The sequence below is a fragment of the Peribacillus sp. AS_2 genome (genome assembly GCF_026891895.1).
Taxonomy (GTDB): Bacteria; Bacillota; Bacilli; order Bacillales; family DSM-1321; genus Peribacillus; species Peribacillus frigoritolerans.
On record NZ_JAPTGA010000009.1, the window covers coordinates 93423 to 109691 of the forward strand.

6 protein-coding genes and 1 pseudogene are annotated in these 16269 nt (G+C 33.3%); all 7 read left to right on the forward strand.

Annotation, left to right across the window (positions count from 1 at the left end):
* Positions 1 to 4: 4 nt before the first annotated feature.
* The 7 genes and pseudogenes from OTG27_RS17025 (at position 5) to OTG27_RS17055 (ending at position 16045) form a co-directional block, all read left to right on the forward strand.
* Positions 5 to 805 (forward strand): hypothetical protein, encoded by an 801-nt coding sequence (locus OTG27_RS17025; RefSeq protein ID WP_268937514.1) that lies wholly within the window; start codon positions 5 to 7, stop codon positions 803 to 805.
* 183 nt (positions 806 to 988) lie between these two features.
* Positions 989 to 1102: pseudogene (locus tag OTG27_RS17030) on the forward strand (hypothetical protein); the annotation flags it as partial.
* A 412-nt stretch (positions 1103 to 1514) separates the two neighbouring features.
* The gene (locus OTG27_RS17035) at positions 1515 to 4577 is read left to right on the forward strand and encodes a DEAD/DEAH box helicase (protein WP_268937515.1); all 3063 of its coding nucleotides are present in this window, start codon (positions 1515 to 1517) and stop codon (positions 4575 to 4577) included.
* A 609-nt stretch (positions 4578 to 5186) separates the two neighbouring features.
* Positions 5187 to 8954 (forward strand): AAA domain-containing protein, encoded by a 3768-nt coding sequence (locus OTG27_RS17040; RefSeq protein WP_268937516.1) that lies wholly within the window; start codon positions 5187 to 5189, stop codon positions 8952 to 8954.
* 1079 nt (positions 8955 to 10033) lie between these two features.
* Positions 10034 to 10753 carry an SHOCT domain-containing protein gene (locus OTG27_RS17045; protein WP_268937517.1) on the forward strand — a complete coding sequence of 240 codons (720 nt, stop codon included), beginning with the start codon at positions 10034 to 10036 and terminating at the stop codon, positions 10751 to 10753.
* A gap of 10 nt (positions 10754 to 10763) precedes the next feature.
* On the forward strand, positions 10764 to 11486 hold the full coding sequence (locus OTG27_RS17050) for an excalibur calcium-binding domain-containing protein (protein WP_268937518.1): 723 nt from the start codon (positions 10764 to 10766) through the stop codon (positions 11484 to 11486).
* Positions 11487 to 12082: 596 nt separating this feature from the next.
* Positions 12083 to 16045: a P-loop NTPase gene (locus OTG27_RS17055; RefSeq protein ID WP_268937519.1), complete on the forward strand. Its 3963-nt coding sequence runs from the start codon at positions 12083 to 12085 to the stop codon at positions 16043 to 16045.
* Positions 16046 to 16269 lie beyond the last annotated feature (224 nt).

A 16269-nucleotide genomic window follows, 5' to 3' on the forward strand; every position in this document is an offset into this window, starting at 1 on the left:
TTCCATGAAAATACCTAAACAATTAGAAGATTTGATTCAAGACGATGCAGTGCCTCAAGCGTTTTCTAATTTATCTGGTGCTGGAATAAAAAAGATGTTTCAACAAACGGATAAACTAAAAAAAATGAAATATCGAGAGTTTCTTGCTGAAAAGGTTTTTGGCTATGAGATATTTGGTCCGCAAGATATTAGAGAATTAGTATCACAATTTGTATATGATATGACAAATGATATAATAGAAGATTCAACTGATTTAATTGAACCAATTGGAAATATGATCGATCAAACTTTTATATATATTACCGGTTCAATGAACGAGGTTGCAAATGTCATGGAACAAATGGGGATCGATCTTCCAGAAGGGCTAGACCTGCTACCTGGTGCTTCAGAATTAATATTGGGAGTACGGTTGTTGTTAGATATTAAAACGGTAAATAATGAATTCGTAGGAATTTCGACAGATAAAAAAGTGAATATAGCTGCAGCTAAAGCATTGGTTACAATGTCTAAATTCGGTGTTACCTTAACACTTACAGCCCTGGGTACAGCGGCTGGTGGAGCCGGTGGTGGTATGGTAGGTGGAGTTGGTGCAATTGTCGGTGCGCCTTTAGGAGCATTAACTGGAGGTGTTACTGCAGGATATATTAATAAGAAAATAGCACCTCATGCTCAAGAGATTTCCTATAAACTTTTAAAACTTCAAAAAGAAGACTTGTTTTATTACAAAAACAAAGTAAGAATCGATGAGATAGGTGATAGGTTATTAAATTATCGGAGAAATATAGAGGCATTAAAATTTAACTAAATATAATGTTTTTGGAAGTTTAAAATCATTATCAACCATGTAACCACCCCTTTAATCTAAATTCGTTTTTGTCCTAATTTTACCATCTCACTTTGAAACTCTTAGAATACGCACTCTATAAATTAACCAAATTATCTCCATCAAAAGACCATGAATGCATGAACCCATAAAAAAGTCGATTCACGAACAAAAGTAACACGCTCTGCACCTCAAAAGGCAGCCTCTGTTTCTGCTCTGTTCTTAACAACTGAAGCTGTTACCGCTGACAAGCCAGAAGAAGGCGCCGGCATGATGTAATAGGGTTTTAAATCCTTATAAGGGTTTTGATCTTGCTACTGTATAAATGCTCATATAGAAAAATCATTTCAAAAAAGGCCTTTCATCAGTTTGTTAAACTGGTGAAAGGCCTTTTTTCTTTTTATTTGGCTATTGATTGAGAGTGAAAAATTCATAGTTGTGTTAATGTCTGTATGCCCTAAACGCTGCTGAATCTCCTTTACCCCAATACCGTTTAAGAGTGATGTAAGAGTTTTTGTTCATTTAAGCATGGAAGGAGGCTAGTTTTAATTTTAAATGCTAATAGATAATGTTAAAAATATACAGAAAAGTGTCTAAAACTAAAAGAAATTTAGGATTATTAATGTATAATAATGGTATTGAAATTCCTTAACCATTTAATGAGTTATTTGAAGAGAAAGGATTACTAGATATGACAATGAAAAACTTATTAAAAGCTTGGTATTTATTAGAGGCAATCGCCCCTGGCCACATACAGGGAATGGGTAATGAAATCGAAGGCAACAAGTTTACAGATGGAAAAAAAAGATTGAAAATCAATTCACTTTCATTGGGGGAGTGCCCGTGGGGTACAATTATACCCTCTAATTCGAATGAATATATGGCCGTTTTTCGTTATTATATCGACTGTTATCCTCAGTATAAGTTAGTAAAAGCCTTTAGAGAGTATTTTAAAAGCGATGAAGAAATTATAAATAAAGAACATACACGCTACTTTAGCTTCACTTTTGAAGTGAATAATGAGGGGAAATATGTTGGAGGATCATTATTTATCCCTTATTTACACTTCATCTTAAAGGTAATGGAATCACAAATAAAAATTAATTACGATGAGTTATTAGAAGAATATAGGCTTCTTATTGAAGACATGGAGCTAAATGCTCAAGCTCTTTTTAAAGATGGTGTGGATAAAGATGCTATAGAAAATTTTAAAATTAAGTTTCATAAAAATTTTAAGACACCGTCAACAAAAGTAACAAACTATTTCGAAACAATACTTCAGAATAAAAAAGAAGAATCTGAAAAGCTTAGCAGGGTTAGTTTCTATTTAGATGATATAAAGGAGATTTTAGTTAAGGGTCCAAATTCTACCTTAAAGCAGTTTATTGAAGGAAAAGAAATGAAGCTCCAAGTGGATGAAAACCAAGAAGTAATTGAAGAGATATTACAACCCGAAAATTTGCCTCTAGGGAGATGGCCATCTCCTGTTTCACACCGTTTATCATTGATGCAACAAGTTGCAGTTAACCAAATAATAAATGGAAATGAGAAAATCACTTCAGTCAATGGTCCGCCTGGTACCGGTAAAACGACACTATTAAAAGATGTCTTTGCTGAATTATTGGTGGAACGTGCAATAGTTATGACGAAATATAGTAATCCAAAAGAGGCATTTAACACTATTGGTAAAGTCTCAATTCCGGGTAAAGAAGAGAAGGTATATACGTACAATGTCCATGAAATAGCACATGATTTAGCACAATTCTCAATGGTAGTGGCCTCAAGTAATAATGGGGCGGTTGAAAATATTTCGAAAGATTTACCGAAGCTTTCAGAGGTAATTAGACAAAATGATGATAAATATGATCAAGTTTATAAAAAAGAGGCAGAAGAATTAAGATACTATACAGAGATTTCGAGAAATGTTATTCAAACCGAGGAACCCACTTGGGGATTGTTTTCGGCTGCTTTAGGTCGAACAAGTAATATTATTAGTGTAAGTAAAGCTTTTAATGGTATTGGTAAACAAAAAATTAATGAATCATTAAACTCAAAATCTCTATCCCTTATTGATTACTTGAATCAAGATGCCCAAGATATAGATGATAATTCTTGGGCAGAAGCCGTAAAAGAATTTAATAAATTGCATGAACAAATTGAGCAGAAAAAAGAAAAACTTCAAAGATATGCGATACTAGCAAAAAACTTTGATAAATCTCTCTCAAAAAAGGCGGAACTAACTAAGAGATTGAATAAACTTAATATAAAAAACGAACAGTTAATCATTAAAATTGAATTTATTGAAAGACAACACCTATCAACAAACGAACAATTAAACAGATTAAAGCCTTCAATATTCCGTCGGATACTCAAATATATATTTGGTTTTTCTAATAAAGAAGAAGAAGCCCTTCGTAAACAACTTAAACAACTTAAAAAGAAACAAGAAGCACTAGAAAAACAAAAACTACAATTAAACACTGAGAAAGGAAATTTAACAAAAGATCTTAATAAACTCCAAAGTGAATATGAGCAATTTGAAAAAGAAAAGTCATTCTATCAAGAACAAAAATTAGTCTTACCAACAAAAGAGTATTGGCAAAAGGATAATTATAATAGCCGCCAACAAGATGTCTTTTGGCAAACAGATGAACTAAATTTTGAAAGGGGATTATTATTTTTAAAGGCAGTAAAACTACATAAGTTGTTTTTAATTTGTAATTCCAAATCAATTAAATCTGCGCTAGTTGTGTTTTCGAATCGCCGGATATTGAATTTAAATGAAAAAAAAGACCGACAGTATTTACGTAACATGTGGAATATTATCCATTTAATTACACCAGTAACTAGCACGACATTTGCAAGTTTTTCATCAATGTATCGAGGGATTGGTGAAGACTTTATTTCGTATTTGTTTATAGATGAGGCAGGGCAAGCTGGTCCACAACAAGCAGTTGGAGCGTTATGGAGATCGAAGAAGGCTATTGTAGTTGGAGACCCTATACAAATTGAGCCTGTTGTGACATTAGATTCAACAATATTGTATGATATTCGTCAAGCATTCGAAATTGATGAAAAATATATCGGGTTAAGTGCATCTGTTCAAAATTTGGCCGACTTAGCGAATCCTATTGGTACAATAAAAGGTGAAGATGAAAATCAACGGATTGGTATACCTTTATGGGTTCATCGTCGCTGTAGAAATCCAATGTTTACAGTTGCAAATAATATTGCATATGATGAAAAAATGGTCTTGGCAAAAGAAAAAACGAAAGAAGGTACTGGTTATTGGTACAATTGCACAGGAATCGCGGTACAAAACCAGTATGTTGAAGAACAAGGGAGATTTGTCGCTTCAAAGCTAGTTGAGTTATATGAAAAAAAGGGAGAATTGTCAAATGTATTTGTCATTACGCCGTTTACAGCTATAAGAAGAGGAGTCAAGGAGGAAGTAAGAGCGGCATTAATGCCTTATAAAATACCTAAATTAAATGAATGGATTGATAAATCTATTGGTACTGTCCATACCTTTCAAGGAAGGGAAGCTGACATTGTTTACTTTGTAGTTGGAACAGATTTAGATACAGATGGAGCCGCAAATTGGTCTTGTTCTAAACCTAATTTATTAAATGTTGCCGCCACTAGAGCAAAGGAAGAGTTTTATGTCATTGGGGATTTAGAGCGCTTTAGCCGCAAAAATTACTATAACGAAATTGTCCGTAGCTTCAGTTCGTTTGCAAAGATAAATAACTAAGAAATTTACAAGTGTAAAATTAAATCGCTTAAATTTTTTGACTACCTTCTAACCACCAACATATTATAAAGATAATTAATCTATTTCTTTCTAAGCATAAAAAAACCTGATAAATCAGGCTTAATGTAAATCAATATTTATCTTACTTTATCCATATTATATGGATAAATAAAAGAACGTAATAAACTTGCCCTTCTTATCCGAGAGGGGCTTATATTATAGGCTTTGTTAAACAATGATGTTGATTTCCTTGTTGAACTAAAGGATCAGGATAGTTGAAGAAGAGATTGTAAAAAACCGCTCTTTTTGTTGCACACCCAGGGACAGGTAATTTAATGTTGGGCGGGTAAGAAGTGAGTGAACAAGTAAATGATTTTGCGGAAACATTTACAGAGATCATTAAAATAAATTGAATTTTGCTTTAGTTAATATTCAACTAACAGGGTGCGTTTCTACAATTGTAATCGCTACATATCACCACAGTAAGTTGTATGAAAAATAGTATGAAATTATTACTATCCAAATCCGTTACCATTTACTCAATTTTAAAGTATAATTTATCTAACTAAATTTTACTACAAAACCGTTTTAATGAAAGAAGTGATACAAATGAAAGCTCATCTAATACATATGCGTGATAAGCTAAACAACATAAACAAACAAAATCGTTCCATTCGTCTATTGAAGGTCTATCAGAAATGGAGCTTTGACCTTACAAATATAGATTCTATAGAAGGAAAAGAAGACGCAAAGTCGATTATAAAGAAGATAGTTGAGCAGAAAATGAAAGGGAAGGTAACGTTATTGCATCCTTCCCTTGATGATGAGAAATCAATGAATTTGTCAAAAAAATTAACTGACCTCTATCGTCAAATAAAAGCAATGGAAGATGAAACAGGTGTACATGATCTTTACTTAGGTTATCCTTTTCTTTCTGGTGTTCTCCTCGATGGAACCTTTGTTCAAGCCCCTCTTTTCTTGTATCCAATTCGGTTGGAAAAGGATAATATTGAGATGCAAAAATGGGTATTACAAGTGGAGGAAGGTGGACCACAGTTAAATCGGACGCTCTTTTTGGCAATGAAGAAATTAAATAAGTTCGGCTACTCAGAGGAAATATTTGAAGAGGCTGTTTCAGTAGCAAGTTCCATGGACTTTACGAAAATTATGGCCTTTTTAGAGAAGCATCAGTTAAAGGTTCAATTTACTGAAACTGGTCTCAGTCGATTAAAGGAATATAAGGTAAGTGATATTCCAGAGGTTGCTAATATGACATTGCTTGAAAATGCGGTTATTGGTGATTTTCCACAAGGTGGTTCTTCTATTGTTCGTGATTATGACGAGTTGATTAACCTATCAGAAAACAGCTCTCTTTCGTTAGTTGGAGAGTTGATTAATTCTGAGGATAATCAATCAATTCAAGCAGGTGTGTTACCTAGTGGTGTCGAGAAAAACGAGCAGACCAGTGAAAAAGAAGATATTCTGAATCTATTACAAACAGACGGTTCACAAGAAGAAATTTTGCGAGAGGCTCGTCATCAAAAGGGGTTAGTCGTACATGGACCTCCGGGTTCAGGGAAATCGCAAGTCATTGTAAATCTCATAACGGACGCCCTTCATCGAAAGAAAAAGATCCTTGTTGTCTGTCAGAAACGTGCCGCGCTAGATGTTGTGTATCAACGGATGTATAGTTTGGGGCTTAGTGATCATGTTGCCCTTGTGCATGATGAGAAAGTGGACCGAAAAGCACTTTACCAAAAGATTTCAACAGTTTTAGAACTTAACGAGTTGCGGTTTGCGGAAGCGGTTGAAAAGCTGATTAACGTGACTTCTCGGTTAGATAACCAAGAACAGTTACTAAACACGATTGCCAAAGCGCTTTATGAAACTCAGCCATACGGGTATAAATTATACGAGCTTTACGGTGCATCTAAACCGATAACTGATTCAAACAAGATTATCTCTTTAATCAGTATGATCGACCGATTGACGAGAGAATCTTTACGAGATATGGCGGAAGCAGTATATTCGTATGGAGAGTGGTACGAGCAGTTTGGGCAAGAGTCGTATCCTTTAAGACACCGAAAGAGCTTTGCTGCATTTGACATGAAAGCGAAGTTAGAAGCGATTGAAACGTTAGAGGCACTAATCCAGAAAGCGAAAAAAGCAATCGACTATATCGAAGCGCTGGATATCGAAAAGATAACACCTGCTTATACATGGGAAGTACAACATCGATTAGAAAAAATCTATCCAGATCTAGATGATAGCCAAAAACGAACGCTTCAAGGTTTGCGCATTTTTTGGTGGACGACTATTACAGGAAAATCCATTATTGAAGAGATTACAAACGGAGAGAAGTTCAAAGGAACAAGTTCTACAGAGTGGATTAAGGTGAAACAGTCGTTAAAGATTATGCACGATCTAGGGGAAGTTACGAAAGCCATGGCAGATGACATGAAGGCGCTGTTTACTTTGATGCAAGAGGAACAAGTGAAGAAATTACAGGATCGCGTGGCAGAAGGGGATATTCCGTTAAAAGAGTTAGACTTGTTATTAGAGTATATCCATCGTGACTTTGATGACCTTAAATTAATGGATTCATTCTGGAGACAGGCAAGTGACGATACAAAGAGTGTTATTACTGCCCTGCAGGAAAAAGAGCATAACACAGAACGATCACTGTCAGAATTTTGGGTAGACACCTTTAAAAATTCAGCATATATCCACTGGATTGATCAGCTTGAAGCAAAGTATCCAGATGTGCAGAAGATATCTACAAACGAGTTTGGCAGACTACGCGAATCGTTCGCTAATCTTTTGGAAGAAAAGAGAAAAGTAGCTGCAGAGTATTTGGTCCACGAACTGAAGAACGAGGTAAAGTCCGTTCAACAAGTACAAGGGAAGTCGACGAAAGAGCTGAAACATCAGACAGGTAAAAAGAGAATGATCTGGCCACTTCGTAAACTAGTAAACGACTTTGCAGACAAAGGACTAGTGGATATTTTACCAGTATGGCTAGCTTCACCAGAAATGGTGTCGTCCATTTTCCCATTAACAGAAGGACTGTTTGACATTGTTATATTCGATGAAGCTTCCCAGCTAACAGTAGAAAGCGGTATGCCGTCTGTATATCGTGGTAAACAAATTATCGTTGCGGGGGATGAAAAGCAGCTCCAACCTTCCAATTTGTTTCGAGCGGGATACGCGGATGAAGAAGACGAGGAAGAAGCGAAGTTTGATACCGATGAGTCCGTTAGCTTACTTAACTTAGCGAAACGACGTTTTCCGGCGAAGATTTTGCATTGGCATTATCGTTCTAAGTATGAAGAGCTCATTAATTTTTCTAACCATGCCTTCTATAACGGCTATGTCCAAATTGCTCCAAACGTTACTCCATATAGAGAGCCTCCTGGCATAGTGTGGAAACGTGTAGAGGGTAGATGGCTTAACCAGTCGAACGAAGTGGAAGCACTGGAAATCGTCACGCAGTTAAAGCGTACGCTGCAAGAACAACCTGGTAAGACGGTCGGGATCATCACTTTTAATGCGAAACAACAGTCAAAAGTACAAGATGTGATTGAAGCTGTAGCAACAGAAGATGAAGAATTTAGAACCCTTTATAATGAATTAATGGCACGTGATCTAGATGAACGGCTATTTGTCAAAAACATTGAAAACGTACAAGGAGACGAGCGAGATATCATTATTTTCTCCATTGGCTATGCAAAAAATGAAGAAGGCAAAGTGTACAACCGTTTCGGTTCGCTTAACCAAAGAGGCGGAGAAAATCGATTAAACGTAGCGGTTACCCGTGCAAAAGAAGGAATCATCGTGGTCTCTAGTATCGAACCAGAAGACCTAAATATAGCCAACACGTCCGAACGCGGGCCGAAGTTATTAAAGTCTTACTTAAAATATGCAAGAGCCGTTTTTGGTGGGAAGTTAGAAGATATCCATGCAGTGATCAAAGAGATTAACGAAGCAGTAAACACTCACGTTGTTCAACAAACTCTTCATTTCGATTCCCCATTTGAAGAGCAAGTATACCAACAACTTCGTAATATAGGATATGAAATTACCACACAAGTAGGAATGTCAGGCTATCGAATCGACATGGCAGTCGTCCATCCAAAAGATCGTTCCAGATACATCCTTGGAGTAGAATGTGACGGGGCCATGTATCACAGTTCTCCAAGCGCTAGAGAACGAGATGTTTATCGCCAAAGATATTTGGAATCAAGAGGCTGGAAAATCGAACGAATCTGGAGCAGGAATTGGTGGAGGAATCCTGTAAATGAGATAGAGCGTATAGATCGCCGAATTAAAGAGTTAGTTCGGGATGAAGAAGTCCGGGAAGTGTTGGAAGTGCGATAAGTCAGGCAACGCCCTGAATTATCTGCCTGTTCAGTGTTGCTATTTTTTTGGGAGTATTGGAAAATGAGTTCTCATTGCATCTATTTTCTTAAATAGGAGCGATTTTTGTGGTGAACTGTATCTTATAATTTAAAAAGAAGTAGATGTAGTTAGCATACCTTTATTGAACATCCATGTAAGAACGTAATTTTTTACATTCTCTGTAGTAGAGCAGAGCTTCATGGATGGTTAACGGGTGTTTTTGTTGAATAATGCATCCACATTTATTAAATAAGGATATGAAAAAAGGTGGTACCAGCTTTAGGCTAATTACCACCTTTTTATATCCACGTTTTGGTCAAGAAACATATAGAACGTTATATTATTTTATTTTTCTTACTGTTAATAAAAAACGGCTAAACATTAATTTAACAAAGATTGTTTTATTTCATGTTTCTTCGTATTATATGCACATATAAAAGAACGTAAAAAATACGGTCATACAAATTAAGATACTATACCCATATAGTGGGTTTAAGTTTTAACTTATTTAATAAAAATAACATTGGTACAAAGTAAAAGTCTAAATATCAAATACAGAGTAGCAACCTATGCTAGTACACAGGTACTGTACAATCTCTAATTGGTATAGAAAATCCACTATATAAAACGTTACAAGCTTAACACCTTAATCAGGTGCTTTTTTATGTGCTACCATATAACTGGATTTTTCCATTTAAATATTTAAAGATAAAAACCAACTTCTTAACTAAATTAAAGGTTCTGTACTTTAAGTTCGATACTGGGGCAGTTAGTTGAAGAAGACCATCGCAATGATTTTCTATTTTTCATGTATTTAATATCCATTATTGTTTAACGAAACCAATTATGTGGTAACTAATCTGTAATGCAATATCCACCAATTTGGAAATTGCTCAAATATGTTATTATTCTTCCCTGCCAATCTCCCTGAGAATTTTTCTTTAATTAAGTTCAGGCAATTTTTCCGATTTTTGTAGTATTATATATTTTTTGCTATTAGAAAGTAACGGCTTCCGCTACATAAAAAATAGCCTTTATTAAAAACGGAGGTGATTGTGTTGAGTTTTTTTAAAAAACTTTTAGGGCAAGAGTACGTTTCACCAGAAGAAAAAGAAAAGGCACTTTTAATCAAAGAGGAGAAACGTCAACAAAGAGAAGCGGTATATCAGATCGCCCAACAACAAAAAAAAGAAAAGCAAGCTGCTGACATGCAATTAATGGAGAAATATTTCGGAAAGAGTGCTGGTTTTTTCAATAAAGTAGGTTTTTCTCTCTATAAAAGTACAGTTATCCATTTTGAAAAATATATTAAATCCCCTGATGAGGAAGTTTTAATAGCTATACCGGCTGAGTATGATAAAACGAAAAAAAGAGAAATCAAGGGCATGCTTATTGCAACCAGCCACAGACTTATATTTGTTACTAATGGAATAGGTCACGGTGAGTTCACCGAAGCTTTCGATTATCGAAAAATGAATGGCATTTCACTAGCTCCGGATGGGTTTGCTCAAAAAGAGTTATTAATCGATTATGGACGAACCCGCAAAATCTTTGACGACATATTAAACGACGATCAATTCAAACGGTTTCTCACCGTTGTTCGAAGTAAAATGAACGAGTCAAAACGGGTTACTGGAATAAGCAAAGCTAAAAATAAAGCAGCCGCACATTCAGATGATAAGTATGAGAAGCTTGCTCAAATTGCTAAATTACGTGATCAAGGCGTGCTAACTGAAGAAGAATTTCAAATAGAAAAACAAAAGATTTTAAAATCATGAGGTGAAAGATTTGAAGTTTATTAAATGGTTTATGATTGCTATTGCACTATTATTAATTTTATCTACTATTATAATTACCCCTTTTGCTTGGATAGGTCTAATAATTTTCTTGTTTGGTATTTACCAAATGATTCAACATAGTAAAGGAAGAGTGACGTTTTCAAAACCTGGATGGATAGTTGTAGCAGGATTCTTACTTAGTTTCATACTAGCTATGATTTTTGTAGAACCAGTAAAAGAAACTGTACCTAAAGAAAAGAAAGAAATTACTCATAAGCAAGAGCAAAAAGAAGCTGAACGTTTGGCGGAAGAACAAAAGAAAAAGGAAGAAGCAGCTCGATTAGCTGAGGAACAAAAGAAAAAGGAAGAAGCAGCTCGATTAGCTGAGGAACAAAAGAAAAAGGAAGAAGCGGCTCGATTAGCTGAGGAACAAAAGAAAAAGGAAGAAGCAGCTCGATTAGCTGAGGAACAAAAGAAAAAGGAAGAAGCAGCTCGATTAGCTGAGGAACAAAAGAAAAAAGAAGAAGCAGCTCGATTAGCTGAAGAAAAAAAGGAAAAGGAAGAAGCAGCTCGATTAGCTGAAGAAAAAAGGGAACAAGAGGCGGTCAACAGTGTTTATTATAAGAACTGTGATGCCGTACGATCCGCCGGTGCAGCGCCCGTATATGAAGGACAACCTGGTTACAGCAAGCATCTAGACCGTGATGGCGATGGAATTGGTTGTGATAAGTAAAGTAATCTTGAGAGGACTAGTAGATAGTCCTCTTCATTTATTAAAAGGAACTGTTAAAGATTAATGTTGATTTTCTTATTAACTAAAGTGGCAGGATAGTTGAAGAAGGAATTGGGTTGGGAGAGAAATTATTTAGGTATATATAACTTGGTAAAACTAAGCTGTGATGTGGGTCGTCTTAGTTGTTAATGTATAAGTTTTTGCTAATAAAAGTTTTTTATAAACCATCAAATTTTAGACAATTTAACTCTCTATTAATTTTTATAAGCAAGTATTAAATTCTAATAAAAATAAAATGTTGAATACTACATCTCATTATATGGTTTAATACTACTACACATTTAGACTGGCAAATAAAATATCTAATTATCTTTATTAAGAAAGAAGCAGCGACCAAATTGTCGTTGCTTCTTTAAATTGTTATCTATTTTTTTATAAGTACTAATTATTCTGTAATTATTAGAAAAATATTTGATACAATGATTTTGGATATAATTTCTATATTAATAGGTAAATGAAGGGGAAGGAATTGTTGATATTAAAAATTTTAAGCAAAAAAGATTTAGCATAATAGGATAGAAGAATGAGGTGATAGAGTGGCAAAAAAGACAAAAAAGAATGAGGATAAAAAAATTAAAAAAAGAAAATCAAAAGTTGAGATAGAAGAAGGCAGAACCGGTGGACAAATAGCTTTAATGGGGTATGATTATCAACTAGTCTATTCTTGCTATAGAGCTTTGGAATTTTTGGATAAGGACAATAAAAGCTTAAAATTAGAAGGCATTGAGGATGTGGATACTTTTAGCTCAATGCTAGACGATAATATAACTGTTGACCATGTTCAATTAAAACATTCAAAAGAAAAGCAAGATGCCAGTTTTTTTGATAGTATTCTTTCTAATTTTTTAGAGGTATATTTAACAGATAAACAAAATACTAATAGATATTTTATATTAGTATATGACATGGAGATTGCAAAAGGTAACTTTTCTAAGTTAATAGCTAACAAGTTAGATAAAGTAGTTATCCAATTTTGGACGAATAAAATTGATAAAATTAAAGAAGAAAATCTCCATTGGGATTGGAACAATTTCGATTTCCAAACTTTTAGTAAGCAATTAAAATTCGAAAAATTAACACAGAATGAATTAGAACAAAAGATTATTAGTCTTATGATTGACAAATTCGACATACACACAGGTAATGAAAAGCTTTTTATTGACTCCTTATTTTATAGTATATTCCAAGCAGCAAAGAATAGAAGAAAGATAACTTATACAACATTAATTCAAATGGTTCAAAATGTAAAAGATGATATAGCAAAAGATATTCAAAATCCAGCCTTTCATTGGTTTGAAAAAATAGACTTTAAAAAATTTAAAACAACAAAAGAAAATACGGAGTTTTACGAGGGTAAAAAGGCAACTCCTGCTGATATAGTAAACGGTTTACCTATTAGAAGAGAGAATTTAGAAAAAGAAATAGAAAAATCAATAAGTGAAAATAAAATCACAGTAATAAAATCTTCAAGCGGTCAAGGGAAAACCACGTTAGCTTGGCAAGTAGCATTTAATTTATCTAAAGAATTCACAGTCTATAAATTAAATTGGTGTAAGGATACTAAAGAAATTGATAATATAATTGAATATATAAATTCAAGGTCAAAACTAGGAGAGAAAACTTTAATTGTTTTGGACAATTTGGACGTTGATTTAAAGGAATGGAATAAACTTGCACAGTTATTAGAAGATAGGATTACACTGAACTATCGTTTATTAATTACTTCAAGAGAAGATGATTGGTACACATTCGCGGGTGATCAAAGTAATTTAGTTAAATTGAAAATTATAAATATAAATTTAAATAGAGAACAAGCGAAAAAAATTTATGACAACCTAAAAGAAAAAAATAAAATTCATAACTCTATTTTAAATTGGCAATCCGCTTGGGAAAAAGTGGAAAAGAAACAAATTTTAATTGAATTTGTCTATTTGTTAACACATGGAGAAATGTTAGAAGACCGTCTTTCTCAACAATTGAAGACCATTAATTCCGTTAAAGATTCCTTTATTAAAATAGATTTTTTAAGATTGATTTCCCTAGCAGATGTTATAGGAATTCAATTAAGGAGTGAAAAGCTAATTCAAGAAATAACTAATGAAGTAGGCTTTAATTACGATATAAATGGGATACTTGAAAGCTTAGAAAATGAATTTTTCTTAAAAACGGAAAAAGGTTCTTATGTTGAAGGTTTGCACCCTGTGCGCTCAAAACACATATCAGATAAACTGCACTTGTTTTTTCCGGTTGCAAGGACACTGACGAAATTAATAAGTATAGTAGATGAAAAGTACATAGCAAAACTTTTTTCGCAAATCCCCCTCCATATCGATATAGAACAAGATGAGTTTTACTCTGTTTTATCTAAGAAAATATCATTAAATTCTTATGCATTTATTGTAAATACGTTAGAGGGGTTATTTTCAGGTTCAGTTTTGAAATATTTCAGAGAGAATCAAACCTACTTTGACAGAGCAAATGAACGTGGGGGATTAATGCTCTTTTTATTGGAGATTGGACCGTGGAATGCTATAAAAGACATGGGTAATAAAGTAAAAACGTTAAGCGAATTCCATGAGATAATGCCTGAAAATGAAAATATAAACTATATATTGACTTTGACTGAAGAAATTAAAGATTTCGATATAGAATCATCTGATATTTATATTTATGCATATTATTTATTCAATGAGTTAAATGATAAAAAGTTAAAAAGGGATATAAATAGTTATAGTATCTTAGCAAGTTGGTTAGCTCGATTGAATAAGGAGTTTGACATTGTAACTTCGCTAGATTTTGATGAAATTTGGGACAAGAGACAATTATGGAAATTTGAAGAATTATCATTGTTAATGTATGAATATCACGCACTTAAACCTTACGAATACAATCAGTTTATTAATCAGAATATAGAATCGGCATACAAATATTTAAAAGTAAATACAGACTCTATCAATATATATGAATCAGGAGAAGACATTTATATTGAATATCTATTACTTCCTCAAGAAGTGGGGGAAGCTAATACTAAAAGTGTAAGTCGTATTAAAGCAGTGTGTCGGTTCTTACCTATATATAAGAAATACATTACTAATGGTATTAAACCAAAACTAGAATTATTTAATGGTTTAAATTTACTTGATGAATCCTATAAAGCTATGCCTATTGAGAATATAAAATTAAGTTTCAACACAGATCTGACTATACTATGGAAAAATAGTATATTGTCCCATTTTGAATATTCATCTATTTATGAGTGGCAAGAATATTGGATAAATATCCGTTCAAATCTAATTAAATTTATAAAATTAAATATCAGGGTTTTAGAATATGTTCTCAAGCAAACTAAGTTAACTCCAGAAGTCAGCGTAATAGATGAAGTCAGAATGCAGTTAGGTAAATCATTAATAAAAGAAAAATTGTTTCCACGAGAGAATAGACCTTTTGAGGAACCTACAATTCTAAAGGATGAAATCTCTAAAATAAAGCATGGCTTTTTTTCTTCCATCAGGAACTATATAGACAATTATTTAAATATTGTAATGAAAAAATCGGAAAATAATGCAAGTGGCCTTGCAATGTATAATTTAAGGGATGCAAGAGACAAATTAAGTGAAATGCAATTAGGTTTTCGCAATATTTGCGAACGTACAGCATATAATTTTGAATTAGATGAAATTGAGAAGCAAGAAATTTTATGGTTAGATAGATTGATAACTCTAAATGAGTTTTATTTAAATCATATACCAAGAAAAGGAGGATATTCTCGCTCAAGCATTAATGAATGGCAAAAGGAAAAGGAACAAACCAAAATGCGATTTATTAAAGATAAAATAAATATGATATCTAATGAGAGCGGTTTTAGTTTTGTCAATCCAAAAAATGTTTATTGTGAAAAAAATCTAACTTATCTGCCTATCGGTGTGAAAACCGTGGATGTTACAAATGAAAATGAAATGGGAAGGCTTATTTTTGCTATTATTTATTTAAATGAAATTGACGTGAACTATATTGAGTTGCTGTTTTTAAACAATAAGCTTGAGGTTATTGGAAATGGACTGAGAATTTCTAATTACTATTTACAAAAACTTCAGGAAAGCGTTGAGGGGGGAAGTGAAATTACCGGAGATAATATATTTCCACCTCTTCCAGTGGTAATTACTCAGAAACATTTAGAATGTTTTGAGGAAAAAATAAAGATTCCGACTCATAAAAGTAAATATTCATTTAAGGATATTGATATATTTTTAACGCTTTTATGGAAATATTATCAATATCAACTTAAGTTTGCCGTGTCAGATTCTATTGAAAAAGAACATTTATTATCTAAGAATAAAGAAATGGTGTTAGGGATAAATACACTTTTATTGGAACTTCAGGAAAATTGCTCATTAATATTATTTGCTAGGTTGAGCAAACTTAAAAATGATGTAATTAACAAAAAAGTTAAATTTACTGATAATGAATTAAATGATTGGATAGATGAAATAAGTTTATAAAGCTCGTCCAACAAGATCTGCTCGATGAAACAATTTCCGGGAGATTTACATAATAGTAGGTTTTTTTTCGAGGTCCTCATTGTGAGGGCTTTTTTTGTTGCAAATATAAATACCCAATTAATTCCAGATATTTTGGGAGTAATGATGGAACAAAAAAACTCCTTTGTTTATTAAAAGCAAAGGAGTTTTAATAAAGTGATAGGTAAATATTGTCATACTTTCCT

Coding starts and splice junctions, on each gene's coding strand:
- OTG27_RS17025 (WP_268937514.1), top strand. CDS start 5: ATGAAAATACCTAAACAATTAGAAGATTTGATTCAAGACGATGCAGTG.
- OTG27_RS17035 (WP_268937515.1), top strand. CDS start 1,515: ATGACAATGAAAAACTTATTAAAAGCTTGGTATTTATTAGAGGCAATC.
- OTG27_RS17040 (WP_268937516.1), top strand. CDS start 5,187: ATGAAAGCTCATCTAATACATATGCGTGATAAGCTAAACAACATAAAC.